This is a genomic window from Pseudomonas sp. 5.2 (assembly GCF_059025405.1).
Genome location: NZ_JBYBHH010000014.1, coordinates 133,836 through 159,264, shown reverse-complemented (window position 1 = coordinate 159,264; position 25,429 = coordinate 133,836). Strand labels below are relative to the sequence as shown.

The following is a 25,429-nucleotide window of genomic DNA, read 5'->3' as shown; positions in this document are numbered from 1 at the left end:
TTCTCTGCATCGGGGCGTTCCATGTCCACTCGCGAAATCCGCATTGCCACCCGTAAAAGTGCCTTGGCCCTGTGGCAGGCCGAATACGTCAAAGCCCGCCTCGAGCAGGCGCACCCTGGGCTGATCGTGACCCTGGTGCCCATGGTCAGCCGCGGTGACAAGCTGCTGGATGCGCCGCTGGCGAAAATCGGCGGCAAGGGCCTGTTCGTCAAGGAACTGGAAACCGCCCTGCTGGACAACGAAGCCGACATCGCCGTGCACTCGATGAAAGACGTGCCCATGGACTTCCCTGAAGGCCTGGGCCTGTACTGCATCTGCGAGCGGGAAGACCCGCGCGACGCGTTCGTTTCCAACCGTTTTGAAAGCCTCGAAGCCTTGCCCGCCGGCAGCATCGTCGGCACCTCCAGCCTGCGCCGCCAGGCCCAGTTGCTGGCGCGTCGGCCAGACCTCGAAATCCGCTTCCTGCGTGGCAACGTCAATACCCGCCTGGCCAAGCTCGACGCTGGCGAATATGACGCGATCATCCTCGCCGCCGCCGGCTTGATCCGCCTCGGTTTCGAAGACCGCATCACCGCCAGCATCAGCGTCGATGACAGCCTGCCCGCGGGCGGCCAAGGCGCAGTGGGTATCGAATGCCGCAGTGCCGACAGCGAAATCCATGCACTGCTGGCGCCGCTGCACCATCTCGACACCGCCGACCGGGTGGTGGCCGAACGGGCCCTGAACAAGCGCCTTAATGGCGGCTGCCAGGTGCCGATTGCCTGCTACGCAGTGCTTGAAGGCGACCAATTGTGGTTGCGCGGCCTGGTCGGCCAGCCGAGCGGTGGCACCTTGCTGGTGGCCGATGCCCGGGCGCCGCGCGCGTCGGCTGAAGCCTTGGGCGTGCAGGTTGCCGAAGACCTGCTCGGCCAAGGCGCCGAGGCCATCCTCAAGGAAGTCTATGGCGAGGCCGGGCACCCGTGAGCCCTTGGCGCCTGTTGCTGACCCGGCCTGAAGAGGACTGCGCGGCACTGGCGCAGAGCCTGGCAGCCGCCGGCGTGGCCAGCAACTGCCTGCCGTTATTGGCGATCGAGCCTGTGCGATTGGGCGACGTGGCGCGTCAGCGGCTTGCCGTGCTGGGGCACTACCAGGCCATGATCGTGGTCAGCAAACCGGCCGCCAGGTTGCTGCTTGAGCAACTCGCGCACGCCGGCCTGCAGCCTCCGGCAACCGGCTGGTTTACCGTCGGTGAAGCAACGGCTGCAGTGCTGCAGTCCGCCGGTCTTCAGGTGACTTTCCCTACGCAAGGTGACGACAGCGAGGCCTTGCTCGCACTGCCGGTCTTGCGCGACGCTATCGCGCTTCCTACACCACGCGTCCTTATCGTCCGTGGCGTGGGAGGTCGCGAACTGCTGGCAGAGCGTCTTGCAGAGCAAGGTGCTAGTGTCGATTATCTGGAACTGTATCGTCGCTGCCTGCCGGAGTACCCGGCGGGCACGCTGATGCGTCGCATCGAAGCGGAACGCCTCAATGGCCTGGTGGTCAGCAGTGGGCAGGGTTTTGAACATTTGCAGCAGATGGCCGGCGCCGATTGGCCGCAGGTGGCGCGTCTGCCGCTGTTCGTGCCGAGCCCGCGGGTTGCCGAGCAGGCCAGGGCCGCCGGGGCCCAACAGGTTGTGGATTGCCGTGGCGCCAGTGCCACGGCCTTGCTGGCAGCTGTGCAGCGCAGCGCTGCACCTGCCTCTTAAGGCGCTAAGCTGAACGCCTAGCGCCCCCATGCAAAGGATGGATACGTGAGCGAAACTGTCTTGTCCAATAACGATCAGCCGTCGGCCCAGACGCCGGCGGATCCCGTCACCGCCACACCCGCCAAGCGCTCCGGCACCGGTCTGGCAGCGCTGGCGCTGCTGCTGGGTGCGGCCGGGGTCGCAATAGGTGGCTGGGGTGTCTGGCAGGTGCGGCAACTGCAAGGCAGCGAATTCAACCAAGGGCAGCACCTTGAAGCCCTGAACCAGCGCGCCGAAGCGCTGCAGCAGCGTGAACAGCAGATCAGCGCGCAGCTGGCCAGCCTGCCGGCCGCCAGCGAGCTGGAAGACCGCCGCCGCCTCGTTTCGCAGCTGCAAGGCGATCAGCAACGCCTCAGCCAGCGTCTGGAAACCGTGCTGGGCGAGAGCCGCAAGGAATGGCGCCTGGCAGAGGCCGAACACTTGCTGCGCCTGGCTACCCTGCGCCTCTCGGCGCTGCAGGACATCACCAGCGCCAAGGCCCTGGTCGAAGGCGCCGACGAAATCCTTCGCGAGCAGAGCGACCCCGGTGCCTTCGCCGCCCGCGAGCAGTTGGCGCGCAGCCTGGCAACCCTCAACAGCACGCAGCAGCCAGACCGCACGGGCCTGTTCCTCAAACTGGCTGCACAGCGCGAGCTGGTGCAACAACTCAGTGCCCAGTCGCCTGAGTTCGAGAGCAATGCCGATGCGCTCGGTGCGCTGACCTCCGACGGCGATGGCGCCAGTCGCTGGTCGCAGTGGTGGGCGGAAATCTCGAAGTATTTCCAGATCGACTTCAACGCCGATGACAACGTGCGGCCGCTGCTGGCCGGGCAGTCGCTCAACCAGCTGCGCCTGGCCCTGAGCCTGACCATCGAGCAAGCCCAGTGGGCCGCGCTCAATGGCGAGGCCAAGGTCTACACCCAGGCACTGGATGATGCGCGCAGCGTACTGCTGGCCAACTTCAATGCCGACAACCCACAAAGCAAGGCCATGCTCGACAGCCTCAATGCCTTGGCCGAGCAACCGGTGTCTGTGGTCACCCCTGACCTGAGCGAGAGCCTGGCCTCGGTGCAAGCCTACATCCAGCGCCGCCACCTGCCGGCCGAGGGTGAAGGGGGCAAACCATGAAGCGGGTCTACCTGCTGGCCGTACTGGCGATCGTGATCGCCGCCGCGCTGGGCATTGCGGTGGCCAAGCACAGTGGCTACGTCTTGATCGCCTATGGCAGCTTCCGCTACCAGTCGGGGCTTTGGGCGGCGCTGGCGGGGCTTGTGGCCGTGATCGCCCTGCTCGGGTTGCTGCGCTACCTGGTTGGCCTGGTGCTGACCTCCAGCGGCGTGGTCAACCCGTGGTCGCGTCGTAACCGCAGCCGGCGCATCCGTCTTTCCATCGAGCAAGGCCAGTTGGACCTCGCCGAGGGCCGCTGGGCCAGTGCCCAGCGCCACCTGCACCGCGCCGCCGAAGCTGAACGCCAGCCCTTGCTGTACTACCTCGGCGCCGCCCGCGCCGCCAACGAGCAAGGCCGCAAGGAAGACAGCGACAACCTGCTTGAGCGCGCCCTGGAGCGTCAGCCGCAGGCGGAACTGGCCATTGCCCTGACCCATGCCCAGTTGCAGATGGACCGTGGCGACACGGACGGTGCGCTGGAAACCCTGTTGGCGATGCAGGCGCGGCACCCGCATAACACCCAGGTGCTGCGCCTGCTGCAGCGCCTGTACCTGGAACGTGGCGATTGGTCGGCGCTGATTCGCCTGCTGCCTGACCTGCGCAAGGGCAAGGTGCTGCCAGCGGCTGAGCTTGCCGAGCTTGAAAAGCGTGCGTGGGGCCAGAACCTGAGCCTGGCGACAACCCGCGGCGAGGATGCGCAAAGTGCGCGTCAGGCCCTGGAACGTGCCTGGCAGCAACTGACTGCCGCCCAGCGCCAGGAGCCGCAGTTGGTGCTGGCCTACGCCGAGCAGCTGCGCCAGGTCGGCGCCCAGGGCGAAGCCGAGCAAGTGCTGCGCACGGCCCTCAAGCGTGAGTACGAAAGCCACCTGGCTCGCTTGTATGGCCTGGTGCGCGGTGATGACCCGGCGCGCCAGTTGCAAACAGCCGAAGGCTGGCTGAAGGCGCATCCACAGGACCCAAGCCTGCTGCTGACCCTCGGCCGTCTGAGCTTGCAGAACCGCCTGTGGGGCAAGGCGCGGGACTATCTGGAAAGCAGCTTGCAGATGGAGCGCAACCCGGAAACCTGTGCCGAACTGGCCCGTTTGCTCGCCGGCCTTGGCGAGACCGAGCGCAGCAACCAGCTGTTCCAGGAAGGCCTCGGCTTGCTGGATGAGCGCTTGCTGGCGCTGCCGTTGCCAGAAGCAGTGCGCGCCTGAGTTACGCCTAAGCGTTTTACCTGGGTTACCCCTTAGTTCGCGCCAGCGTGCTGGCTAAGGGGGCGGGTAACTTGTCCGGCGATATAAGTTAGTTCTGCAGTCCATTTCTTAAGACGTTTCCTACTGCCAGGCAGGAAACTTCCTTTGCTATTCAGCGACTTGTCGTCCCTGTAGTGCCTTGAAACACAGCGGTTACTTCCTCTACCGTTTCAAGCCACTTCATTCCCCGGGACCTCCATCGCCCATGCTGCCGGCCCGTTTACGCACTTTTTTCTTTCCTGCCTGCCTTGCCGCGTTGGCTGTGCTGGCCGGGTCATTTCACCTGGAAAGTGCGCTGGGGCTGGTGCCGTGCCCGTTGTGCTTCAGTCAACGTTTGTTACTGGGCCTGTATGGGCTGCTTTGCCTGGGCGCAGTGCTGCAGGCACCGGGAAGGTCGGGTATCCGCCGTTACTCGCAAGCACTGTTGGCCTGCTCGGCGGCGGGGGCGTTGCTGGCGGCACGGCATGTCTGGCTGCAAGGGGCGGGTGGGGCAGTTCACGTGTGCCCGGCTCCGATTTGGGATGTGTTCGAGCAATCCTGGCGTGAAGCTGCGCGGCAATTGCTGCTGGGTGGCCCGGATTGCAACGCGCTGACCTGGAGCTTTGTTGACCTGACACTGCCTGAATGGAGCCTGCTGGCATTCCTGATACTGGGCGCGCTGCCCTTGAGCCGCCTACTGGCGTATCGTTTCCGCACCCTGGCGGGCGATTGACCTGGCGCAAGCCTGGGACGCTATCGCGACCAATGGTGTTGTAACGGGGTATTAAACACTTGTATGAACTTTGTCTGCTGCGTACCTTGATGGTCAGCACGCGCGGGAATAATCTCCCAGCACGCATACCGAAAATACAACTGCTCGATGCCGTCCTGCTGATGTCACCTTTGTGCTGCGCGGTCGTGGTGCGAGGTGCAGCGGCATCTACCCAGAAGGGAAGAGATCGCCATGCTCGATAGTTGTCAGAACGCCCAGGAACGCTGGGGTGGGGTTCACAAGCTGATCGACCGTTGGCTGGAGGAGCGCCATGAACTGGTGCAGGCTTTCCGCGCGTTGCGCGACGCCAAGCCAGCCTTCGCCGACAAGGACAAGAACCGCGATTTTTGCGCGGTGCTGGTCGATTATGTCTCGGCTTGGCATTTCGAAGTCAGCGAACAGCTGGTCAGTGAAGCCAAGGCCTTCGGCGACACTCGCGGCCTTGAATTGGCCACGCAGATCAACCCACGCATCGATGACAGCACCCAGATTGCACTGGCCTTCAATGACCATTGCGCAAAGGGTGAGTGCACGGACCCAGAACGTTTCGCCGACAAGCTGACGAAGTTGGGTGCCCTGCTGCACGAGCGCTTCGAGCTGGAGGATTGCCTGATCGAGGTGTTGCACAACGCGCACAAGGAAGAGGGCACGGTCGAAGCCTGAGGCGTGGCGTCAGTCGCCAACCGCCAGCAGTTCGATCTCGAATACCAAGGGGGTATAGGGCGCGATCAGGTCACCCGCGCCCTCGGCACCGTAGGCTTGCGCTGACGGAATCACCAGGCGCCATTTCGCGCCTGCATGCATCCGAGGCAACGCCACCCGCCACCCTTCGATCACCGAATCCAGGCTGAACCACTGCGGCTGCTGGTTTTGGTCGAACACCGAGCCATCCGGCAACCTGCCCACGTAGCGTACCTGTACCTTGCCACCCGCTTTCGGCTGCGCGCCGGCGCCGCTTTGCAGTTCGCTGTAAAGCACGCCTTCGGGCAGTTCATGCACACCGGCACGCGCCCGCTCGTTGGCCATGAAGCGTGTTTCCACCGCCTTGATTTTTTCTGCCTGAGCCTGCTCGGCGGCGTTGTCGGCTTGCGCTTCATGCTGCTGCAGCACAGCCTGCATACGTGCCTTGTCGAGCTTCAGTGGTTGCCCTTGATAGGACTGGCGCAGGCCTTCGACCAGGGCGTCCAGTTGCAGCCCCGGCATCTCTTCGCGCAGCCGCTCGCCCAGGCTGGCACCCAGGCTGTAGGCCAGGTCGTGGTCGTCTGCATTGGCCAGGGCAAAAGGCGCCACCAGGCACAAACCTAAAACAAGAAAACGCGGCATGGACAGTTCCTGCGCAATGAGCGGGCCGTAGCAGCCAACATCGGGGTTGGCCTGTATCTGCCAAATATGAGCAACGCTTAATTCAGCAACTACACTTTCACGGAGCTGCAAGATAACAACTTTGCCCAGGCATGCAACGCGGCGTAAATATTACTGTCAACATGCCCTAGCGGCGGTAGCAGCAGAAGCATAGTATGAGCCGCAATCTCGTCAGCCAGGAGGTAAACCATGTCGGCCAAAAAGAAGCCAGTAAGTACGCCGTTGCACCTGCTCCAGCAACTTTCGGGCAGCCTGCTCGAACATTTGGAAGATGCCTGCTCGCAAGCGCTGGCTGATGCGGAAAAACTGCTGGCCAAGTTGGAAAAGCAACGTGGCAAGGCACAAGAGAAACTGCACAACGGTCGCCTGAAACTGCAGGATGCGGCCAAGGCAGGTAAAGCCAAGGCGCAGACCAAGGCACAAAAAGCTATCGGTGAACTTGAAGGGTTGCTCGACTCGCTCAAGGACCGCCAGACCCAGACCCGTACCTACATCCAACAGCTCAAGCGTGATGCCCAGGACAGCCTGAAGCTGGCCCAAGGTGTGGGCAAGGTGCGTGAAGCCGCCAGCAAGGCACTGGACCAGCGCGCCGTCGCTGCCAAGGCTGCAAAACCAGCTGCTGCTAAAGCACCGGCCAAGGCTGCCAGCAAGCCAGCAGCACGCGCCACGGCCGCCAAACCTGCCGCCAAAGCACCTGCAGCCAAGGCGCCGGCCAGAGCTGCTGCCGCCAAGCCAGCCGCCAAAGCCGCTGCCACCAAAGCGCCGGCCAAAGCGCCAGCAAAAGCCGCTGCCGCCAAGGCACCAACCAAAACCGCCGCCGCCAAACCTGCGGCCAAGCCAGCCGCTAAAGCCGTCGCTGCCAAAGCACCGGCCAAGGCTGCAGCTGCAAAACCCGCAGCCAAGCCAGCTGCTGCCAAGGCGCCAGCCAAAGCCGCCGCTGCTAAACCGGCAGCCAAACCTGCAGCGGCCAAAGCCCCAGCTAAACCTGCAGCTGCAAAACCTGCGGCCAAGCCTGCTGCCAAGCCCGCGGCTGCCGCTAAAGCACCCGCGCGTACTGCCGCCAAACCGGCTGCAAAACCGGCGGTGAAAGCGGCTGCAAAACCGGCTGCTGCCAAACCAGCCGCGAGCAAGCCAGCCGAAACCAAGCCCGCCACGGCTGCCACCAGTGCGCCTGCCGCCGCGACCAACTCGGCCAGCCCGGCCGCAGCACCGTCGGCACCCGCCAGCACCCCGGCTCAGGCGCCGTCTTCGGCATCCTGAAGCGCTGCCGCCGCGACGCGCAATTGATGCAGCGCGCGGTGATCTTGGGCCTGGTCCGGCGCTAGCCGGGCCAGCCAGTCGTCCGTGGGCTCGTGCGAGTCCGCGGGCCACTGTTGCGAGCACGCCTGCAGGCGTTCCAGCAAGGCCTTCTCGGCCTGCAATTCCAACCCCTTTACTTGCTCACGCAACGCTGCCAACTGCGCATCGTTGTGCGCTGCCGTGCGCCATTGCTGGCGCAGGTTACGCAATGGCGTCACCACCTCACGCTGCCAAGGTTCGGCAATGTCGCGCAGGGCTTTTGTGCGCTCACCTGTCGCGGCCACGCCGCGTGCTTGCAGCCAGGTGCCGCAGAGCAACAGGCAAACGTCACCGCCCAACGCTTGCACGTCAAGGCAGGCCTCTTCCACGCCGGCCCTGGCATACAAGGCCAGGGCGTGATTCCACAGGTCGGTGTACATGATTCCACTCACGCTACGGGCCGAGGAAGCTGGTAGACTCCGCGACCATCATGATCAGACTATCCAACCTCACTTTACAGCGTGGTCCGCAGCGCTTGCTAGAAGGCGCCGAGATGACCTTGCACGCCGGCCACAAGGCCGGTTTGATCGGTGCCAACGGCGCCGGAAAATCCAGCCTGTTCGCCTTGCTGCGCGGTGAGCTTTCGCCCGATTCCGGCGATTGCCAGCTGCCCGGCGACTGGCGCATCGCCCACATGCGCCAGGAGGTCGATACCCTCGATCGCCTCGCGGTGGACTATGTGCTCGATGGCGACGTGCGCCTGCGCAAGGTGCAGGCCGAGCTTGCCATCGCCGAAACGGCGCACGACGGCACGGCCCTGGCGCGCCTGCACAGCGAGCTGGAAAGTGCCGATGGCTATACCGCCGATGCCCGAGCACGCAAATTGCTGGCCGGCCTTGGCTTCACCAACGAACAGATGGACCGCCGCGTCGGTGACTTCTCCGGTGGCTGGCGGATGCGCCTGAACCTGGCACAGGCACTGATGTGCCCGTCCGACCTGCTGCTGCTCGACGAGCCCACCAACCACCTGGACCTGGATGCCATCCTCTGGCTGGAAGACTGGCTCAAGGGCTACCCCGGCACCCTGTTGCTGATTTCCCACGACCGCGATTTCCTCGATGCCGTGGTCGACCACGTGGTGCACGTCGAGCAGCGCAAGCTGAACCTGTACAAGGGCGGCTACACCGCCTTCGAGCGCACCCGTGCCGAGCGCCTGGCGCAACAGCAGCAAGCCTACGAGAAGCAGCAGGCCCAGCGTGCGCACATGGAAAAGTACATCGCCCGCTTCAAGGCACAGGCCACCAAGGCCCGCCAGGCCCAGAGCCGGATCAAGGCCCTGGAGCGCATGGAAGAGTTGTCGGCGGCGCATGTCGATTCGCCGTTCGACTTCGTCTTCCGCGAATCGCAGAAAATCTCCAGCCCACTGCTGGACATGTCCGAAGGCCGCCTGGGTTATGGCGACAAGGCCATCCTTGAGAAGGTCAAGCTGCAGCTGGTGCCGGGTGCGCGTATCGGCCTGCTCGGCCCCAACGGCGCGGGCAAGTCGACCCTGATCAAGAACCTTGCCGGCGAGCTGGAGCCGCTGTCCGGGCGCCTGGTACGTGGCGAGAACCTGGCGGTGGGCTACTTCGCCCAGCACCAGCTCGACTCCCTCGACGACAAGGCCAGCCCGCTGTTGCACCTGCAGCGGATTGCCCCGACCGAGCGTGAGCAGACGCTGCGCGACTTCCTCGGCGGCTTCGATTTCCACGGTGACCGTGTCGACGAGCCGGTGGTGAATTTCTCCGGTGGTGAAAAGGCCCGCCTTGCCCTGGCGCTGATCGCCTGGGAACGGCCGAACCTGTTGCTGCTCGACGAACCGACCAACCACCTGGACCTGGAAATGCGCTTGGCGCTGACCATGGCCTTGCAGGAGTTCGCCGGTGCTGTGGTGGTGGTTTCCCACGACCGTCACCTGCTCAAAAGCACCACCGACGATTTCCTGCTGGTGGCTGACGGCAAGGTCGATACGTTCGATGGCGACCTGGAAGACTACAGCCGCTGGCTGGTCGAGTACCGTCAGCGCAACGCGCCGGTCAGCAACAGCCCGGCCAACCCGGACAAGACCGACAAGAAAGCTCAGCGCCAGGCTGCAGCGGCCTTGCGTCAGCAACTGGCACCGCACAAAAAGGCGGCCGACAAGCTGGAAGCCGAGCTTAACCAGGTGCATGCGCAACTGGCTGAGATCGAAACAGCGTTGGGCGACAGTGGCCTGTACGAGGCGGCGCGCAAGGATGAACTGCGCGATGTGCTGGCCCGCCAGAGCAAGCTCAAGCAGCGCGAAGGCGAGCTTGAGGAATCCTGGATGGAAGCGCTGGAAACGTTGGAAAGCATGCAGACCGAGCTTGAGGCGCTGTCCTGAAGCTGAGGTCTTTGGGGCGTAGGGCGGGAGCCTTTTAGCGTTTGTGAGATCGAGCGCCGCTCGCGCGGCGTTTCGCAGCACAAGGCTGCTCCTACATCTGTTCGTGTCAGGCGCAAAGGGGTCTCGCGCCCATGCCACAGGAATAACTGGCCCGTGGAGCAGCCTTGTGCTGCGAAACGCCGCGCGGGCGGCGCTCGATCTCAACCGCAACCAAAACCCCAAACCCTAAACAAATCTGCAAAATCCGCTGGTTATTTTTTCGCCAACATCTTAGCTTAACGTTTTGCAACATATGTTCGAGCGAGGTGTGTGATGTCGATGGAAGTGTGGTTGGGCTTCTTTGCCGCGTGTTGGGTGATCAGCCTTTCACCGGGGGCCGGGGCGATTGCCTCGATGTCCAGCGGCCTGCAGTACGGTTTCTGGCGCGGTTACTGGAACGCGCTAGGCCTGCAGATTGGCCTGATCGTACAGATCGCCATCATCGCCGCCGGCGTCGGCGCCATCCTCGCCGCTTCCGCCACCGCCTTTACGGTGATCAAGTGGTTTGGCGTTGCCTACCTGGTCTACCTGGCCTACAAGCAATGGCGCGCGCTGCCGATGGACATGAGCGAAGAGTCTGCCGTGCGCCCGATCGGCAAACCGCTGAGCCTGGTGTTCCGTGGTTTTCTGGTCAACGTCAGCAACCCCAAGGCACTGGTGTTCATGCTGGCGGTGCTGCCGCAGTTCATCAACCCACATGAGGCCCTGCTGCCGCAGTACGTGGCCATCACCGTCACCATGATCACCGTCGACATGCTGGTGATGGCGGGCTACACCGGCCTGGCTTCGCGGGTGCTGCGCCTGCTGCGTACACCCAAACAGCAGAAGCGGCTGAACCGCACCTTTGCCGGGTTGTTCATCGGCGCGGCAACCTTCCTCGCGACCCTGCGTCGCGCGCCTATCTGACTGGCCATCGGGGGCGCACAAGCGCCCCCGGTTATTTCGGCTTTTCCACAAAGCCCTTGAGCAAATCCAGCGGCAGTGGAAAGACGATGGTCGAGCTCTTGTCCCCGGCAATCGCCCCCAGCGTCTGCATGTAGCGCAACTGCATCGCCCCTGGCTCTTTGCTGAGCATCTGCGCCGCCTGCATCAGTTTTTCGGACGCCTGCAACTCCCCTTCGGCATGAATCACCTTGGCCCGTCGCTCACGTTCGGCCTCGGCCTGGCGCGCGATGGCACGCACCATCGATTCGTTGAGGTCGACGTGCTTGATCTCGACATTGGCCACTTTGATGCCCCAGGCATCGGTTTGCGCGTCCAGCACCTGGCGGATATCGGCATTCAGTTGCTCGCGCTCGGCCAACAGCTCGTCCAGCTCATGCTTGCCAAGCACGGCGCGTAAGGTTGTCTGGGCCAGTTGGCTGGTAGCGACGAGAAAGTCTTCGACCTGAATGATCGCTTTTTGTGGGTCGAGCACGCGAAAGTACAGCACGGCATTGACCTTGACCGAGACGTTGTCGCGGGTGATCACGTCCTGCGGCGGTACATCCAGCACGACCGTGCGCAGATCGACCCGAACCATCTGCTGGATGACCGGGATCAGCAGGATCAACCCCGGCCCTTTCACCTGCCAGAACCGCCCCAGCTGGAACACCACGCCGCGCTCGTACTCGCGCAAGATCCGGAACGCCGACAGCAACAACACGCCCAGCAGCATCAGCAGGGCGCCGAAACCCAATTGCATGAACATCGTCATTCTCCTTGGGCCGCAGGTGCAGCAGCGCTGACCTCCAGCATCACGCCACGGCGCGCCGTGACTCGCACGTGTTGGCCAGGCTGCAGTGGCGTCGCGCACTGAACCTGCCACTGTTCGCCCTGCGCCTGCACCGAACCGCAGAACGGGTTGTCTGCCAGCACCTGGGTAACCGTGACTAGGCTGCCGACCAAGCCGGCATCGCCGCTGACCAGGGCGCGCTTGCGCGCTTTCAGGGCCATGCCCAGCACGCCACCGATGAACAGCGCCGACAGCACTGCCAGGCTGGCGATCAAGGGCAAGGGGATGCCGAACCCAGGCACGTCGGTGTCCATCAAAATCACTGCGCCGACCACGAAGGCCACGATGCCGCCAAAGCCGACCACGCCAAAGCTGGGCAAGAACGCCTCGGCAATCATGAACGCCAGCCCGAGCAGGATCAGCGCCACCCCGGCGTAGCTCACCGGCAGCAATTGCAGGGCATACAGCGCCAGTAGCAGGCAGATACCGCCGATCACGCCGCCTACGGTGGAGCCGGGGCTCATGAACTCGAACAGCAGGCCGTACACGCCGACCATGATCAGGATCAGCGCCACGCTGGGGTTGGTGATGACGGCCAGCAGGCGTGTGCGCCAGTCCGGCAGGTGTTCGACCAGGCTGGCTGCGCGGGTGTGCATCTGCTGCGGCTGGCCGGCAGCGTCCAGTGTTTTGCCGTCGAGTTGGCGCAGCAGGTCGGGCAGGTCAGTTGCCACGAGGTCGACCACCTTCAGCCGCAATGCCTCGCTGGCCGACAAGCTGACGGCTTCGCGCACGGCCTGCTCCGCCCAATCGGCATTGCGCCCGCGCAGCTGCGCCAGGCCGCGTATGTAGGCAGCAGCGTCATTGACCTGCTTGCGGGCGAGGGTTTGTTCATCACCACTGGGCTTGGCCTTGTCGTCCTTGGGCATGCCCGGGGGGCCGCCGATCTGCACCGGGGTGGCCGCGCCCAGGTTGGTCCCGGGGGCCATGGCTGCGACATGGCTGGCATAAAGGATGTAAGTGCCAGCGCTAGCGGCCCGTGCACCGCTGGGCGCGACGAAGCTGGCAACCGGCACGGGGCTGGCGAGGATGGCTTTGATCATCTGGCGCATGGCGCTGTCCAGGCCGCCAGGGGTATCCATGCGGATGACCACCAGTTGCGCGCCTTGCGCATGGGCCTGGTCCAGGCTGCGCACCAGGTAGTCGGCACTGGCCGGGCCGATGGCATCGTCGATGCTCAACACCCAGACGGCACCGGGCGCTGCCTGGCTGCCCGGTGCCAGCCCAAGCAGCATCAACAGCAACAGCCAGCGCCACCAGCGAGCGGCCACCTGTCGTCACCTCGTTCGTCTCTATTACACAAGTTTAGTCATGCCTGCCGGGCCAGGGCCTAAAATTGAAGATTGGGGGCGCAATACCGGAGGTGCATCATGCGTATGGCAAAGACCCTGCAGGCTCGCCTGGACAAGGCCAACTGCGACTACGACATCATTCCCCATCCACATTCAGCCACCAGCCTGGAGTCGGCACGTACGGCCGGTGTACCCGCCGAGCGGGTCGCCAAGTCGGTGGTGCTCGATGACCGGCATGGCAACTACATCCTGGCCGTGCTACCGGCCAACCGGCATCTGGACATGAGCAAGGTGCGCATGTCGGGCGCCTGGCAACTGACCCGCGAAAGCGGCCTGCCGACGCTGTTCGGCGATTGCGAACGCGGCGCAGTGCCGGCACTTGGCGATGCCTACGATATAAAAATGCTGCTCGACCCGACCCTTACCCGGCAAGGTGATGTCTACCTGGAGGCGGGTGACCACGATCACCTGATCCACATGAGCATGGAGCAGTTCATGAAGCTGGTACCGCACGCCGAAGTGCGTGAGCTGTGCTGATGTTCTCAAGCCAACGCCGGGCGGGCGTCGTGGACGGCCTGACCGGCTTTTAGGAGGAATCATGGAAGCACCGATCCATCCATTCGCCGAGCTGTTCAAACAGCTGGGCTTGCCTGACGATGCTTTGAGTATCGATCAATTCATCACCAGCCACTCGCCGCTGCAAAACGAGATCAAGCTGGTCGATGCCCCGTTCTGGACCGATGCCCAGCGCAACTTCCTCAAGGACAGCATCAACGAAGATGCTGATTGGGCAGTCCCTTTCGACCAACTCAACGAGGCGTTGCGCCGCCCCCGAAAATAAAGCGCCGAGCGGCACCTGACGAGTGATTGGCCGTTGCTATGCTCAGGAAAACAATAAGGGGATAGCGCGATGAAAGATCCCTACGCACCAGGGTTCTGGTGCTCCGTGACGATCCTGGGCACGCTGACGGCCAGTTACTTCTATGGCATCAGGCAGACGCAACAGATGAACCAGGCGGTGCAGTTTCTCTACGCCGCCGCCGCGGTCACCGTGGCGGTTGCGCTGGTGGCGCTGACCTGGATCGCCTGGCAACAGTTGCGCCTGAACAAGCGTGAGGTGATCCAGGGGCGAACGTTGCTAACCATCTGGAACACCAAGGTTGCCCTGCGCCGGGTCGAAACGGTATTCGACCGCTATTTCTGGGGCAGCTACTGGCACTCCGGGCGCACCTTCGAAGAAGTCATGGGTGAGCTCAAGGGCACCCCGCTGGAGCAAAGCCTGGACGCCTTGAAGCGCCAGTGCCGGGCGCTCGACCGCGAAATCCACGATCACCACCACCATTGGCTGGCCAACGCACGGGACCTCTCCAGCGTGGCGGCGGCCATGGCCCGCGAACGCTATCAGCTCGACCTGGGCGAGCCGACGAGCACGGGCAATGGCACCACTGCCGTGCTCAACCGCGACCTTGAAGTACTGGTGTACACCTGGTCGGCGCGCCTGCGCAGCTTCGACCACCAACTGGACGAACTGGAGCGCGCCTACCACTGAGGCGGTTTACTCGCCGCGGATGTACTGCTCCAGCTGCAGGATCAGGTTGGCCTGTTCGGCGATGGTTTCCTTCACCAGGTCGCCAATCGACAACAGGCCCAGCAGTTCGCCATTGCTGACCACTGGCAGGTGACGTAAATGCCGATCGGTCATCTCGTTCATGCAATATGCCAAGCTCTGTGTCGGGTCCACCGTAATCACCGGGGCGCTCATGATCTCACGCACTGGCGTTGCCGCTGACGAGCGGCCCTTCAGTACCAACTTACGGGCGTAGTCACGTTCACTGACAATGCCCACCACCTGATTGTTCTCCACCACCGGCAGCGCACCGATATTCTTTTCCGCCAGCAGCTTCAGGGCCTCCAGCACCGAGTCATCAGGGCCTATGGTGTAAACGGTCTGGTGTTGCGACTTGGTCTTGAGGATTTCTTTGACGGTCTTCATACGGGCCTCTGCGGATGGAATAAGCGCTGTCTCAACGTAAATAAAGCATCCGATACGGCGCTCTGCACGGCAATGCAGGAAACGGCATGGAGGCGATTGAAAAACGTCATGGTTGAATCGATTGTGTACCAAGCACCCTGGCAAGCCGTGTATCCGGCGCTGGAGATGCTTACCTGGGTGGGGCAAAATCCCCGATAATCTGTGACAATGCATGTCAAGTTGCCATCATCCAGACCTGTTTCGGCAAGGAGCCGCAATGCAAAGCATGTTTCGCCTCACAGCGCTCAGTTGCGCCTTCATTACCGCTGCCGGTTGCAGCAGCCAACAGATCGACAATATTTCCAAGAGCGTTAAAGACATTGGCAGGGACTACGGCATGCCCGTGCTCTGCGGTGTCGGGGTTGTTGCAGGGGGCGCTGCCGGTTATGCCCTTAAAGGCAAGGACGGCATCTTGCCGGGCGTTGCAGTCGGCGGCACGTTGGGGTGCATCGCCGGTTATGTCTGGCAGTCGCGCTTGCAGGAGCTTGACCGCATCGCCAAGGAAGAGAACCTGAAGATCACCACCGAGAAGTTGACCGTTGCCTCGGCTGCGGTGGTGACCGCCGTCCCTGAACAGGCGGGCCTGGTGACCCAGATCGAAGACACCGGGATGTTCGCCACCGGCTCCGACCAACTGACCCCCAACGGCCAGCGCGCCGTGGCCAAGCTGGCGCAGATGTATGCCAAGCCGGCCGCCACCGACAAGCAGGCCGCCGCCAAGGAGGCGCAGGCACGTCGCTTGTTGATCGTTGGCCACAGCGATGCCGTGGGCAATGCCGATTTCAACCAGAAGCTGTCCGAGCGCCGCGCCAAGACCGTGGGCAAGGTCATGCTGCAGGCCGGCATCCCGGCCAGTGCCATCTATTACCAAGGCGCCGGGGCATCGCGCCCGATTGCCGATAACAGCGACCCGTTGCTGCGTGGCCAGAACCGCCGTGTGGAAATCGTCGAGCTGGCCAACGAACAGGCCCTGGTAATGCGCGCCCAGGCAGAAGCGGGCAACACCCGCTACCTGCACTACGGCACCTCGACCGCTGCCAAACCTCGGCAGGCGACCACTACCGCACAAGCGAGCAGCAAGCCTGCCGCGAGCAAGCCGACCACGGCACAGCGCACGCCGGCCACGGCCAGCAGTACCGCCAGCGCAACCACCAGTACCAGCAGCACCAGCACCAGCACCGCGAAGGCTGTTGCAGCTGTGCGTCCGCAGGTCGATTTCGCCGGTACCCCCGTGGCCAACTACAGCTGGACCATGGCGCAGAATATCAAGCCGAAACAGAGTGGCTTCACGCTGATCAGCAGCGCATACGCCGCGCAGATGCCGATGTCCAGCTGCGAGGCCGACCGCCCACGCAATGCCGGTGAAGTGCTGAGCATGGTCAACGACCAACCTTTGCAGCGCCGTGCCACCAAGGACTACCTGCCGGGTTACAACAACCGGGTCTGGGCCAACCTGGTCAACGGGCACCTGGTGACCGTGTCGCCGGTATCGATCTTGCGTGAGAACGCCATGGTCGACCGCCAGCCGATTCTGCAGTTGGTCGAAGACTACAAACAGCCCACGCAGCACAAACCACGCACCATGAAGGCCGTGGCCAACACCTATGAAGGCGAAAGCGAAGTGCTCTACCGGGTCTTCGCCAGTGATGCCCAGGCATCGATTTCGTGCATGGACATCGTATTCAGCAAAGGCAACGCCGAGGTCAGCCAAGGTGCCTTGTTCTATGCCGCCGGCAGTGACGCGTTCGTCGCTTCCTACAAGCCGATCCCGGCTACCAAATAACCCCAGTCAAGGACGTCCTGAATGGAAGACTTTTCGCTCGCTGCACTTAAATCACTGATTCTCGCCAATCAGTTGCTCTCTGCCGGCCTGCTTTCGTTGCTGATCACTGCGGTGATCGTGCGTAACTATTGGGAAGAGGTTTCCTACTTCCTGACCCGTGTCTGGCACAGCTTCCCCTTGATCGGTACGGTCGCGCGCCTGTCGCGCAAGCCGGCTTCGGTCGACGCTGAAGGCTGGATCAACCACGAAGTCACCCTGTCGAACGTGTACAACAAGAAGTTCAAGCTCTACGCCAAGGACGCGAACGCCTACAGTGCCTACCTGGACTACCTGTCCAAGGCCGGTGAGGCCGGGCGTTCTGCGCGGCCGTGGTGGGTGTTGGCGGTTGTCCTGTTGCTGGTGGTGATCGAGGCCATGGGGTTTGCCTATGTGGTCGCCGGCTGGGTCAACATGGACGCGTCGACCAATGACCGTCACTGGCTGACGGCATTCGTGGCGATTCTGCTGGCCGTTGCGTCGGCGTTTCTGGCCGAGGCTGCCGGGCACGCGGTGCACCACAACAGCCTGGTCGCTCGCGCCCGCCATTGGTGGCAGGGTGAAGAGCCTTCCAAGCGCTCGCGCTCGCTGAAAGCCAACAAAGCCATCAACCTGGAAGACTCCTTCAGCGACTCGGACAAGCCTGACTACGAGCAGTTGCTGGCCCGTGTGAAGGACGTGAACGCCAACGTCACGCGCAAGTTCTTCTGGTTGATCACCTGCGGTGCGTTCGTGGTGGCCATGGCCATTGGTGCCTTCCTCATCCGTTCGGCCACCCTGGACAGCATCGAGACCGAGATGGTCAACGGCATGCGTGCCGAAGCGTCCACGCAAAGCAGCACCGCGGGCTCGCCGTTCGACCTGCCAGCAGAATCCCAGGCCATCAACGATGAAGCGGATAACGCCACCATCGACGACAAGATGCAGGCGATCCGCAAGGCCAGCCTGACGACCTACGTGATGCTGTCGCTGATCTACGTGGCGATCCAAGGCATCAGCCTGTGGTTGGCCAGCCGCTACTTCTTCGCCGGTACGCACTCGCACACCGCCTGGCAGCGCACCCACAAGTACGCCACCTCCGAAGAAATGCTCGATGCGATGGACCAGAAGCGTTCGGCCATCGCCAGCCATGCCGATGACAAGCTGCGCCGCTTGCAGACCTTGTTGTCCAGCCGTGATCACACCGATGCCAATGTGCTGACTGCACTGGATGGGGAAAACACCGCCCGCCGCAATTTCTTGAGCTTCGTCGAACACAAGGCTGACAAAGTATCGGAGCAGCCAGAGAAGCCAGCCCGGCCGATTGAAACCGTTGCACCAGCACCCGCGGCTGTAGCCGTTGCTGTCGCCGCGATGCCGGTCGAGCCTGCGCCTGCCGTAGCCCCTGTTGCCCCTGCTGCTGCAGTGGCCGAGCCGGTCGCTATCAAGGCCTCCGAGTTCCACGATGTGACTGGCCTGCCGGAAGAAAGCCTGGCCGCCGCCAGCCGTGCGCTGAATGTCAGCGAGGCGCAACTGCGCGACATCCGCGAGCAACAGCAAGCACTCAAGGCGCTTGGCCTGTTCCCGGCGAAGAAGGAGGGCATGCTGTCATGAGGCTTGCCAAGGCCCTGATCCTGGCGCTGGCGCTGCCGTGTGCAGCGCTGGCCGCCGAACGCAACGATCTGCAGAGCTGCTACACGCGCAACGGCCTGGCAGACATCAAGCCTGCAGGTTCCGGCCGCGAGCTGGTGGTGATCATCGATCAGACCATCCCGATGCCAGAAGACCTGCAGCGCAGCGCCTGGGGCCAGATCGACCGGTTCGTGCAGCCGGGCGATCGCGTCAGGCTCTATACCTTCTCGGCGTTCCTGCCGGGTGAGTATCAGCGCCTGGTGTATGCCGGCGAGCTGGACACGCCGTTGCAGGGCGAGGTTCGCGACGATGTGAACATGCGCAAGCTGCGTGGCCTGGACCAGTGCCTGGCGACCCAGAAAAAGGCGTTTCAGACCGGTTTCGGCGGGCTGTTCGTGAAGGGCCTGCGCGAGGCGCGTCAGGACATCCCCAAGAGCGAAATCATGAACACCCTGCGCCGTGTCGGTGAAGACATGGGCAAAGAGCAGGGTATCCAGGAGCGGGTGGTGTACCTGATTTCGGACATGCTTGAGCATTCCGACTACACCAGCTTCTACGCGGCCAACCAGATCAAGCAACTGAACGTTGGCAACGAGCTGAAGCTTGCGCAGAGCAAGGGGCTGTACGCCGACCTGCAAGGCGCACGGGTGTATGTGTCTGGCGCTGGGCTGGTCACCGACGCGGTGAAGCATGCCTACCGCTCTGGCAAGACCATGGATGCGCTGAACGACTTCTGGGCGCAGTACTTGAATGCGTCCAACGCAACGTTGGAAGGCTTTGGCACGCCTAGCCTGAGTACCGACCTTCGGTAACCCGGCCTCCGGGTAATACGCACCCTTGTAGGAGCAGCCTTGCGCTGCGAAGAGGCCGGTACTGAGTATGCAACTCTGCTAGGTTTACCGGCCTCTTCGCAGCACAAGGCTGCGCCTACAGGTGATTGCGCTACAGCTTCGGCATCTGCCCGATGCGCGCGACCATCTCGCTCACTACCTGCAGATCCAGCATGAACTGCTCCACGGTCTTGAACTCGTTGTCGTTGTGCCCGGTGTATTTCACGTCAGGCATGGCCAGGCCGAACTGCACGCCGTTGGGCAAGTCATGCACCGAGGTAGCCCCCGCCGAGGTGCCAAACTCGTGCTTCATGCCCAGGTTCTCGCTGGCCACGGCAAGCAGGGCCTTGACCCACTCGCCCTCCGGGTTGCGGTACATCGGCGCGTCGAGGCTGTAGTCGAAGGCCACCGGGACGTGGCTGGTGCTCTTCCATTTATCCAGCTTGGTCGCCAGGTCATCCTTGATCACGGCAATTTCCTTGCCCTTCGGGATACGCAGGTTGACCGCCAGTTTCAGCCCCTTGTCGTCCACGCCGACAAAGGTCGGCGAGGCGGTCAGCGGCCCCATGAACGCGTCTTCAAAGCCCACGCCGAGCTTTTTGCCCAGGTAGTCCAGGCCCCAGTTGTCGCTGGCATAGCGGGCGGCGTCGGTGAACTGGTTGTGCTTGAGTGGCACCTGCTTGCCCAGGCCATCGATGAACACCAGCATGCGCGCCACCGGGTTAACCCCGGACTCCGGCTCCGAGGAGTGGGCCGAGACGCCTTTCACCGTGAGCTGCACGTCCTTGCCAACCACCTTGGCATCGATGCTGAAATCACCGCCGTTGCCCTTCACATACGCGGCACCGGCCTTGTTCAGGCTGGCCGCCAGTTCGGCAGGCTTGTCGCTGGCCAGGGTGGCGACCGACGTCGTCGGGATCTGGTTGGTGGCCAGGCCGCCGGTGAGGTGGGTGATTTCGGCGCCCTTGCCGGTGCCGGCGCGCTTGGCGAAGCTGGCCATGACCGTGCCGTAGCCTTTCTCGGCGATGACCACCGGGTAGCCGCCATCCAGCGCCAGGTTGTAGTCGGGCGTTGGGTTGCGCTCGAAGTAGTAAGGGATCGCGTCACCGCTGGTTTCTTCGGTGGTGTCCACCAGCAGTTTGAGTTGCCGGGCCAGCGGCAGCTTCTCGTCCTTGGCCACTTTCAGCGCATACAGCGCCACGACGATGCCGTTCTTGTCGTCTTCGGTGCCGCGGCCATACATGCGGTCACCCACCAGCGTGACCTTGAAGGGGTCGAGGCGAGTGCCATCGTCCAGCTTCCAGTTGTCCGGGTTGACCGGCACCACGTCGGCGTGGGCATGGATGCCGACCACCTCTTTGCCTTCGCCCAGGGTGATCTCGTAGACCCGGTTGTCGATATTGCGGAACGTCAGGCCAAAGCCTTCGGCCAGGGCTTTGATCTTGTCCGCGATCTTCAGGAACTCGGGGTTCTCGTGCTGCGGTACGCCATCGACGCTGAAGGTGGGGATGGCCACCAGTTCGCGCAGGGTCTCGGTGGCGGCCTTGCCGTACTTGATACGGGTATACAGGCCCAGCAGGCGGTTGATTTCGTTCTGCTGCTCGTCGGCCAGCGGCTTGTTGGCCAGGTACGCGCTCAGCGTCTCGCCGAGGTTGTCGGCCTTGGCCAGGTCGCTGCCGTTGAGCTTGCCGATGAACTGTTTGAAGTCCGCCAGTTCTGTGCCGTCGTAGGCCTTGATGATGGCCGCGGATTGTTGCTGGGAGAGGTTGGCATGGGCCGGTACGCTGAACAGGCCGATGCTGGCCAGCAGCAGTGAGGTAGCGGTGAGTTTTTTCAGGTACATGGGCGCGCGCATTCCTTCGCGAGTCATTGTTGGGGGTACCCGTTCGAAAAACGGGAAGGTGCCCACGCTAACACCAATGCTCTGCAGTACGGGAGTACCAGAAACGCGACATGTCGCACAAACGAAAAAGCCCCGGGAAAAATCCCAGGGCTTTCGAAGATGGCGCACTCGGCGGGATTCGAACCCACGACCCCTGCCTTCGGAGGGCAGTACTCTATCCAGCTGAGCTACGAGTGCAACGCGCACGCATGATACCCATCTGTTTCGGTTGCGTCCATCGCCTTGATCTGTAGCTGTTTTTACCCGTGCTTTGGGCATAACGCCTGTAGGAGCAGCCTTGTGCTGCGAAGAGGCCAGTGGCAGCAACGCAGACGTGTGCTGTTATCGCCGGCCTCTTCGCAGCACAAGGCTGCTCCTACAGGCCATCAGAGTGCGATCAGCTCGGGCCGCAGCCCTTCTACTCGGCGAACCACGGGTGGCAGGTAACCGCCGGCACCGGTGATTTGGTGCAGCACCTTCTCGCGCAGCCCATGCAGCGCCACGCCTGTGCGCAGGCGCGGGTGTGGCAGGTCGATTTCGACCACCGACTTGATCCGCCCCGGGCGCGGTTCCAGCACGACCACCCGGTCGGCCAGGTAGGTGGCCTCTTCGGCGTCGTGGGTCACCAGCAGGGTGGTGATGCCGGCTCGTTCCCGAATGGCCAGCAGCTCATCCTGCAGTTGCTGGCGGGTCAGCGCATCGAGCGCGCCGAAGGGCTCGTCAAGCAACAGGATCCGTGGGCTTGCCACCAGCCCGCGGGCGATTGCCACGCGCTGGGCCATGCCGCCGGAAAGCTGGTGCGGGTAAGCAGACTCGAACCCGCTAAGGCCGACCAGCAGCACAAATTCATGCACGCGCCGGGCGCGCTCACCCTGGGTCAGCTGTTCGTTGACCAGCCCCAGGGCGATGTTCTGCTCCACCGTCAGCCAGGGGAACAGGCGGTGTTCCTGAAACACGATGCCGCGTTCGCCGCCGATGCCACTGACCGCGCGCCCGTCGACGCGGATGCTGCCGCTGTAGTCGGTGTCGAGCCCCACCAGCAGGCGCAGCAGGGTGGATTTGCCACAGCCGGACGCACCGACGATGGCGATGAATTCGCCTTCGTTGATCGACAGGTTGAAATCGTGAATGGCCTCCAACGGTTGGCCATCGACGCGGAATACCTTACCGACCCCCTCGAAGCTGACCAATGGCGGGGTGACGTCGGGTTGATTGGCCGCAGGCAGGTGCGAGGTGTTGAAGGCATTCATGCGGTTCTCCAGCGCGTGGCGCGCGATTCGAGGCGTTGTCCGAGGGTGCCGAGCAGGGCGCCGACCAGGCCGATCAGGACCATGGCGGCTATCACCTGGTCCATGCGGAACAGCTGTTGGGCGCCGATCATCAGGCTGGCGATGCCGCCGTCAGAAGGCATGAAGTATTCGGCGCCGATGGTGCCCAGCCAGGCGTAGATCAGCGACAGGCGCAGGCCGGCGAAAATCGCCGGGGCAGCGCCGGGCAGCACCAACCGGCGCAAGCGTTGCCACAGGCTCAGGCGCAAGGTGCGGGCGGCCTCGCCCAGCTGAGGCGACAGCCCGGCGATACCGCGCTGGGTGGCGATCAGCAACGGGAAGAACGCCGCCAGGGCCACGAACACAGTCTTGGCGCCTTCGCCCAGGCCGAACCAGGCCGTAAGCAGAGGCACCCAGGCAAACAGCGCCACTTGGCGCACGGCCGTCAGGCTCGGGCCGAACACGCGCTCGGCGCGGTGCGAAAGCCCCAGCAGCAGGCCAACCAGCAAACCCGCGCCACCGCCCAGCACCAGGCCGGTCAAGGTGCGTTGCAGGCTCAGCAGCAACGCCTGTGGCAGCGTGCCGTCCGCCAGCCCGCTGAACAGGGTGTGCAGCACGCCCAGCGGTGACGTGAGGATGTTCTGGTCGACCCAGCCAACGTTGCTGGTGACCTGCCACAGTGCCAGCAGTGCAATCGGCAGCAGCAGGCTTTGCCAACCTTTTGGGATCGGGCCGCGCTGCTGCTCGCCGGTTGCGGGTTGCGGCCAGAACAGTAGGCGTTTCTCCAGGCGCGAGAAGCCTTGCTCCATGAGCGCCCCAACCAGGCCGATCACCAGGATGCAGAGCAGCACCAGGTCGAGCATGAACAACTGCCGGCCCCACACCATCAGGTAGCCGATGCCCTCGCTGGAGGCCAACAGCTCCACGGCCAGCAACGACGTCCAGCCGGTGGCCAGGGCCAGGCGTACGCCCGTGAGGAAGGCGGGCAGGGCGGCGGGCAACAGCAGCCGCAGGAACAACAGGTGACGGGGCAAGCGCAACGCCGCTGCAGCTTCACGCAGTTTGGGTTGGGCATCGCGCACGCCGACCAGGGTGTGCAGGGTGACCGGCACCACCACGGCTTTGACCAGCACCACCAGCTTCAGCAACTCACCGATGCCGAAAAACAGCATGAACAGCGGAATCCAGGCCAGGGTGGGAATTTGCGCCAGCGCGACGAAGGTGGGCAGCACCAGCGTCTGTGCCCGCCGCGACGACCCCAGCCAGGTGCCCAGCAGCAACCCGCTGACAATCCCGACCGCCAAGCCCCAGAACAGCCGCTGCACACTTATCCACAGGTGCCCCCAAAGCTCCCCAGAGCCAAACTCCAGCGCGCTCTCCCACACCCGCGAAGGCGCCGGCAAAATCTGCTCGCTCATCCAGTGTTGCTGGCTGGCGACCACCCACAACACCGCGATCAACACCGGCAATACCCAAGAAAGGTACGCAGCCCTCGTGTAGGCGCTGCCTTGCGTCGCGAAAGGGCCGCGAAGCGGCCCCCGAAGCCACCCCCAACTCCTGTTCAGAATTCCATTCATCGGCATCTCTCGAACGAAGCGTTGTTATCTTATGCACTAATGGAATTAAAAATTCATAAGTGCGCATTTCAAGAGATAAGAGCATGCAACCCTTGCATGCGCAAACCCCTTACCGTTGCGTTTTCCTCATATTTTCCATGCGTTCCCCGCAAGCCCCCCGCAGGCCCGCATAACGCCTGATTTATGCCTTCTGGTTACTAAAAAATGAAGTTTTGATCTTTGTAGGTTCTAACCAGACCTGCCTAGCTTCTGGCCAAAGCGCCGGCCTTCGTCGGTGGCAGCCTGCCAAGGAGCCTTGCCATGAAAACCCCACTACGCCACCTGATCACCGCCCTTGGGCTGGTCTTCATCTTCAACGCCCACGCTGCCGAGTCAGCCCAGCCAGCGAGCATCCGCATCGCCGTGCCCGACTTGAGCGCTGGCAGCAAACACAGCGCCGGGGGCGTGGTCGATGTGCTGCGCGACCAGCAATTGCTGGAGAAGGAATTTGCCAAGGACGGCATCCGCATCGATTGGCACTTCTTCAAGGGCGCAGGGCCGGTGGTGAACGAGGCCCTGGCCAATGGCCAAGCCGACTTTGCCTACCTGGGGGACCTGGCTGCGATCGTCGGCAAGGCCAATGGCTTGGATACCCGCGTGCTGTCGGCCGGCGTGCGCGGGGTGAAAAGCTACCTGGGGGTGGTGCCGGGGTCCGGCATCAAGACCCTGCACGACCTCAAGGGCAAGCGTGTGGCGGTGTTCCGCGGCACTGCCAACCAGCTGTCGTTCGCCAGCGCGCTGGCTAGCCAGGGGCTGTCCGAGCGTGACCTGAAGGTGATCAACCTCGACTTCAACGCTGCCAACGCCGCAATCGCCGCCAAGCAGATCGATGCCACCTGGGGCCTGTCGAACCTGCTGGCGCTGCGTGAACGTGGGCTGGTCGAGCTGCCCGTCAATTCCCGCGACCTGCAAGGCGCCGGCAGCACCCAGGCGGTCTTGCTGGGTACCGGCGAATTCATCCGCCAGCACCCAGACCTGGTGCAGCGCCTGGTCAATGCCCAGGAGCAGGCTACCGCGTGGCTGCGTGACGAACACAACCGCGACGCCTATGTCGACCTGGTGGCAAACAACGCCAACTGGCCGCGCAGCATCCTCAGCGATGACTTGGCCAAGGAAAACCTCGCGCATTACTTCGACCCACGCCTGGACGCTGATTTTCTGGCCCAACTGCAGCAGGGCGTCGACCTGGCCGCCAAAGAGCGCCTGATCCGCCGTGGCTTCCAGGTTGCCGACTGGGTCGAACCACGCTTTCTCGACACCGCACTGCAACAGCAACAGGCCGTCCAGGCCGCCCGCTAACCCTTTGAACCGACAATTACCGCAAGGACCA

Annotated in this window: 24 protein-coding genes and 1 tRNA gene; 16 read left to right on the top strand and 9 right to left on the bottom strand. The window is 63.3% G+C overall.

Annotated features, from left to right (window positions below; translation table 11 throughout):
• The first annotated feature begins 21 nt into the window (after positions 1–21).
• The 6 genes from hemC to rsd all read left to right on the top strand — a co-directional run bounded on the left by hemC (position 22) and on the right by rsd (position 5,561).
• Positions 22–963, top strand: a complete 942-nt coding sequence (gene hemC / locus AC5PZ0_RS20935) for a hydroxymethylbilane synthase (protein WP_493855667.1) — start codon at positions 22–24, stop codon at positions 961–963.
• Entirely contained in the window at positions 960–1,727 is a 768-nt protein-coding gene (locus AC5PZ0_RS20930; RefSeq protein ID WP_493855666.1) for a uroporphyrinogen-III synthase, read from the top strand. The genes hemC and AC5PZ0_RS20930 overlap by 4 nt, the downstream gene beginning before the upstream one ends.
• Before the next feature lie 45 nt (positions 1,728–1,772).
• Positions 1,773–2,873 (top strand): uroporphyrinogen-III C-methyltransferase, encoded by a 1,101-nt coding sequence (locus AC5PZ0_RS20925; RefSeq protein WP_097151363.1) that lies wholly within the window; start codon positions 1,773–1,775, stop codon positions 2,871–2,873.
• Positions 2,870–4,108, top strand: coding sequence for a heme biosynthesis protein HemY (locus AC5PZ0_RS20920; protein WP_186703109.1), 1,239 nt, complete (start codon positions 2,870–2,872; stop codon positions 4,106–4,108). Before AC5PZ0_RS20925 ends, AC5PZ0_RS20920 begins: the two co-directional genes overlap by 4 nt.
• A 244-nt stretch (positions 4,109–4,352) precedes the next feature.
• The gene (locus AC5PZ0_RS20915) at positions 4,353–4,859 is read left to right on the top strand and encodes a disulfide bond formation protein B (RefSeq protein WP_493855665.1); all 507 of its coding nucleotides are present in this window, start codon (positions 4,353–4,355) and stop codon (positions 4,857–4,859) included.
• A 231-nt stretch (positions 4,860–5,090) separates the two neighbouring features.
• The gene (rsd, locus tag AC5PZ0_RS20910) at positions 5,091–5,561 is read left to right on the top strand and encodes a sigma D regulator (RefSeq protein WP_493855664.1); all 471 of its coding nucleotides are present in this window, start codon (positions 5,091–5,093) and stop codon (positions 5,559–5,561) included.
• A gap of 9 nt (positions 5,562–5,570) precedes the next feature.
• On the opposite strand, the gene AC5PZ0_RS20905 is transcribed toward rsd, so the two are convergent.
• Positions 5,571–6,221 carry an FKBP-type peptidyl-prolyl cis-trans isomerase gene (locus tag AC5PZ0_RS20905; protein ID WP_493855663.1) on the bottom strand — a complete coding sequence of 217 codons (651 nt, stop codon included), beginning with the start codon at positions 6,219–6,221 and terminating at the stop codon, positions 5,571–5,573.
• A gap of 228 nt (positions 6,222–6,449) precedes the next feature.
• Here AC5PZ0_RS20905 and AC5PZ0_RS20900 point away from each other — a divergent pair, with 228 nt between their 5' ends.
• Positions 6,450–7,520, top strand: coding sequence for an AlgP family protein (locus AC5PZ0_RS20900; protein WP_493855662.1), 1,071 nt, complete (start codon positions 6,450–6,452; stop codon positions 7,518–7,520).
• Here the strand turns inward: AC5PZ0_RS20900 and AC5PZ0_RS20895 are convergent.
• Positions 7,496–7,978, bottom strand: a complete 483-nt coding sequence (locus AC5PZ0_RS20895) for a TIGR02444 family protein (protein ID WP_493855661.1) — start codon at positions 7,976–7,978, stop codon at positions 7,496–7,498. The two genes, AC5PZ0_RS20900 and AC5PZ0_RS20895, sit on opposite strands and share 25 nt — an antisense overlap.
• 50 nt (positions 7,979–8,028) lie before the next feature.
• Between AC5PZ0_RS20895 and AC5PZ0_RS20890 the strand changes: the two genes are divergently transcribed.
• Together AC5PZ0_RS20890 and AC5PZ0_RS20885 are read left to right on the top strand one after the other, a co-directional pair.
• Positions 8,029–9,939 carry an ATP-binding cassette domain-containing protein gene (locus tag AC5PZ0_RS20890; protein ID WP_493855660.1) on the top strand — a complete coding sequence of 637 codons (1,911 nt, stop codon included), beginning with the start codon at positions 8,029–8,031 and terminating at the stop codon, positions 9,937–9,939.
• Between the two features lie 312 nt (positions 9,940–10,251).
• Complete coding sequence (locus tag AC5PZ0_RS20885) at positions 10,252–10,884, top strand: LysE family transporter (protein ID WP_027595136.1); 633 nt, start codon at positions 10,252–10,254, stop codon at positions 10,882–10,884.
• 31 nt (positions 10,885–10,915) lie between these two features.
• Here AC5PZ0_RS20885 and AC5PZ0_RS20880 read toward each other — a convergent pair whose 3' ends face one another.
• Both AC5PZ0_RS20880 and AC5PZ0_RS20875 read right to left on the bottom strand, forming a co-directional pair.
• Positions 10,916–11,668 carry a slipin family protein gene (locus AC5PZ0_RS20880; RefSeq protein ID WP_027595137.1) on the bottom strand — a complete coding sequence of 251 codons (753 nt, stop codon included), beginning with the start codon at positions 11,666–11,668 and terminating at the stop codon, positions 10,916–10,918.
• A gap of 2 nt (positions 11,669–11,670) precedes the next feature.
• On the bottom strand, positions 11,671–13,020 hold the full coding sequence (locus tag AC5PZ0_RS20875) for an NfeD family protein (RefSeq protein ID WP_099428046.1): 1,350 nt from the start codon (positions 13,018–13,020) through the stop codon (positions 11,671–11,673).
• 99 nt (positions 13,021–13,119) lie between these two features.
• Here AC5PZ0_RS20875 and AC5PZ0_RS20870 point away from each other — a divergent pair, with 99 nt between their 5' ends.
• The 3 genes from AC5PZ0_RS20870 (at position 13,120) to AC5PZ0_RS20860 (ending at position 14,590) form a co-directional block, all read left to right on the top strand.
• Positions 13,120–13,578, top strand: coding sequence for an aminoacyl-tRNA deacylase (locus AC5PZ0_RS20870; RefSeq protein ID WP_027595139.1), 459 nt, complete (start codon positions 13,120–13,122; stop codon positions 13,576–13,578).
• Positions 13,579–13,639: 61 nt separating this feature from the next.
• The gene (locus AC5PZ0_RS20865) at positions 13,640–13,882 is read left to right on the top strand and encodes a DUF2789 domain-containing protein (protein ID WP_085273890.1); all 243 of its coding nucleotides are present in this window, start codon (positions 13,640–13,642) and stop codon (positions 13,880–13,882) included.
• A gap of 69 nt (positions 13,883–13,951) precedes the next feature.
• A complete protein-coding gene (locus tag AC5PZ0_RS20860; protein ID WP_027595141.1) occupies positions 13,952–14,590 on the top strand; it encodes a hypothetical protein in 639 nt (212 codons plus the stop codon).
• 6 nt (positions 14,591–14,596) lie between these two features.
• Here AC5PZ0_RS20860 and AC5PZ0_RS20855 read toward each other — a convergent pair whose 3' ends face one another.
• On the bottom strand, positions 14,597–15,034 hold the full coding sequence (locus AC5PZ0_RS20855; protein WP_238212755.1) for a CBS domain-containing protein: 438 nt from the start codon (positions 15,032–15,034) through the stop codon (positions 14,597–14,599).
• 256 nt (positions 15,035–15,290) lie between these two features.
• On the opposite strand from AC5PZ0_RS20855, the gene AC5PZ0_RS20850 reads away from it, so the two are divergent.
• The 3 genes from AC5PZ0_RS20850 to AC5PZ0_RS20840 are packed head-to-tail and all read left to right on the top strand — an operon-like array spanning position 15,291 to position 19,315.
• Entirely contained in the window at positions 15,291–16,856 is a 1,566-nt protein-coding gene (locus AC5PZ0_RS20850; protein ID WP_274887233.1) for an OmpA family protein, read from the top strand.
• 21 nt (positions 16,857–16,877) lie between these two features.
• Complete coding sequence (locus AC5PZ0_RS20845) at positions 16,878–18,485, top strand: hypothetical protein (protein ID WP_493855659.1); 1,608 nt, start codon at positions 16,878–16,880, stop codon at positions 18,483–18,485.
• Positions 18,482–19,315, top strand: a complete 834-nt coding sequence (locus AC5PZ0_RS20840) for a hypothetical protein (protein WP_027595145.1) — start codon at positions 18,482–18,484, stop codon at positions 19,313–19,315. Before AC5PZ0_RS20845 ends, AC5PZ0_RS20840 begins: the two co-directional genes overlap by 4 nt.
• A 130-nt stretch (positions 19,316–19,445) precedes the next feature.
• On the opposite strand, the gene AC5PZ0_RS20835 is transcribed toward AC5PZ0_RS20840, so the two are convergent.
• The 4 genes from AC5PZ0_RS20835 to AC5PZ0_RS20820 all read right to left on the bottom strand — a co-directional run bounded on the left by AC5PZ0_RS20835 (position 19,446) and on the right by AC5PZ0_RS20820 (position 24,060).
• Positions 19,446–21,176 (bottom strand): dipeptidase, encoded by a 1,731-nt coding sequence (locus AC5PZ0_RS20835; protein WP_493855658.1) that lies wholly within the window; start codon positions 21,174–21,176, stop codon positions 19,446–19,448.
• A gap of 160 nt (positions 21,177–21,336) precedes the next feature.
• A tRNA-Arg gene (locus AC5PZ0_RS20830) sits at positions 21,337–21,413 on the bottom strand.
• Positions 21,414–21,601: 188 nt separating this feature from the next.
• Positions 21,602–22,465 carry an ABC transporter ATP-binding protein gene (locus AC5PZ0_RS20825; protein WP_050580764.1) on the bottom strand — a complete coding sequence of 288 codons (864 nt, stop codon included), beginning with the start codon at positions 22,463–22,465 and terminating at the stop codon, positions 21,602–21,604.
• Positions 22,462–24,060, bottom strand: coding sequence for an ABC transporter permease (locus AC5PZ0_RS20820; protein ID WP_493855657.1), 1,599 nt, complete (start codon positions 24,058–24,060; stop codon positions 22,462–22,464). Before AC5PZ0_RS20820 ends, AC5PZ0_RS20825 begins: the two co-directional genes overlap by 4 nt.
• Before the next feature lie 300 nt (positions 24,061–24,360).
• Between AC5PZ0_RS20820 and AC5PZ0_RS20815 the strand changes: the two genes are divergently transcribed.
• Positions 24,361–25,398, top strand: a complete 1,038-nt coding sequence (locus tag AC5PZ0_RS20815) for an ABC transporter substrate-binding protein (RefSeq protein WP_493855656.1) — start codon at positions 24,361–24,363, stop codon at positions 25,396–25,398.
• The last annotated feature ends 31 nt before the right edge of the window (positions 25,399–25,429 follow it).

What these genes read in the sequence shown, in the direction of transcription:
- hemC (WP_493855667.1), top strand. Translation starts at nt 22, where the DNA reads ATGTCCACTCGCGAAATCCGCATTGCCACCCGTAAAAGTGCCTTGGCC.
- AC5PZ0_RS20920 (WP_186703109.1), top strand. Translation starts at nt 2,870, where the DNA reads ATGAAGCGGGTCTACCTGCTGGCCGTACTGGCGATCGTGATCGCCGCC.
- AC5PZ0_RS20915 (WP_493855665.1), top strand. Translation starts at nt 4,353, where the DNA reads ATGCTGCCGGCCCGTTTACGCACTTTTTTCTTTCCTGCCTGCCTTGCC.
- rsd (WP_493855664.1), top strand. Translation starts at nt 5,091, where the DNA reads ATGCTCGATAGTTGTCAGAACGCCCAGGAACGCTGGGGTGGGGTTCAC.
- AC5PZ0_RS20905 (WP_493855663.1), bottom strand. Translation starts at nt 6,221, where the DNA reads ATGCCGCGTTTTCTTGTTTTAGGTTTGTGCCTGGTGGCGCCTTTTGCC.
- AC5PZ0_RS20900 (WP_493855662.1), top strand. Translation starts at nt 6,450, where the DNA reads ATGTCGGCCAAAAAGAAGCCAGTAAGTACGCCGTTGCACCTGCTCCAG.
- AC5PZ0_RS20895 (WP_493855661.1), bottom strand. Translation starts at nt 7,978, where the DNA reads ATGTACACCGACCTGTGGAATCACGCCCTGGCCTTGTATGCCAGGGCC.
- AC5PZ0_RS20890 (WP_493855660.1), top strand. Translation starts at nt 8,029, where the DNA reads ATGATCAGACTATCCAACCTCACTTTACAGCGTGGTCCGCAGCGCTTG.
- AC5PZ0_RS20885 (WP_027595136.1), top strand. Translation starts at nt 10,252, where the DNA reads ATGTCGATGGAAGTGTGGTTGGGCTTCTTTGCCGCGTGTTGGGTGATC.
- AC5PZ0_RS20880 (WP_027595137.1), bottom strand. Translation starts at nt 11,668, where the DNA reads ATGTTCATGCAATTGGGTTTCGGCGCCCTGCTGATGCTGCTGGGCGTG.
- AC5PZ0_RS20870 (WP_027595139.1), top strand. Translation starts at nt 13,120, where the DNA reads ATGCGTATGGCAAAGACCCTGCAGGCTCGCCTGGACAAGGCCAACTGC.
- AC5PZ0_RS20865 (WP_085273890.1), top strand. Translation starts at nt 13,640, where the DNA reads ATGGAAGCACCGATCCATCCATTCGCCGAGCTGTTCAAACAGCTGGGC.
- AC5PZ0_RS20860 (WP_027595141.1), top strand. Translation starts at nt 13,952, where the DNA reads ATGAAAGATCCCTACGCACCAGGGTTCTGGTGCTCCGTGACGATCCTG.
- AC5PZ0_RS20855 (WP_238212755.1), bottom strand. Translation starts at nt 15,034, where the DNA reads ATGAAGACCGTCAAAGAAATCCTCAAGACCAAGTCGCAACACCAGACC.
- AC5PZ0_RS20850 (WP_274887233.1), top strand. Translation starts at nt 15,291, where the DNA reads ATGCAAAGCATGTTTCGCCTCACAGCGCTCAGTTGCGCCTTCATTACC.
- AC5PZ0_RS20845 (WP_493855659.1), top strand. Translation starts at nt 16,878, where the DNA reads ATGGAAGACTTTTCGCTCGCTGCACTTAAATCACTGATTCTCGCCAAT.
- AC5PZ0_RS20840 (WP_027595145.1), top strand. Translation starts at nt 18,482, where the DNA reads ATGAGGCTTGCCAAGGCCCTGATCCTGGCGCTGGCGCTGCCGTGTGCA.
- AC5PZ0_RS20835 (WP_493855658.1), bottom strand. Translation starts at nt 21,176, where the DNA reads ATGTACCTGAAAAAACTCACCGCTACCTCACTGCTGCTGGCCAGCATC.
- AC5PZ0_RS20825 (WP_050580764.1), bottom strand. Translation starts at nt 22,465, where the DNA reads ATGAATGCCTTCAACACCTCGCACCTGCCTGCGGCCAATCAACCCGAC.
- AC5PZ0_RS20820 (WP_493855657.1), bottom strand. Translation starts at nt 24,060, where the DNA reads ATGAATGGAATTCTGAACAGGAGTTGGGGGTGGCTTCGGGGGCCGCTT.
- AC5PZ0_RS20815 (WP_493855656.1), top strand. Translation starts at nt 24,361, where the DNA reads ATGAAAACCCCACTACGCCACCTGATCACCGCCCTTGGGCTGGTCTTC.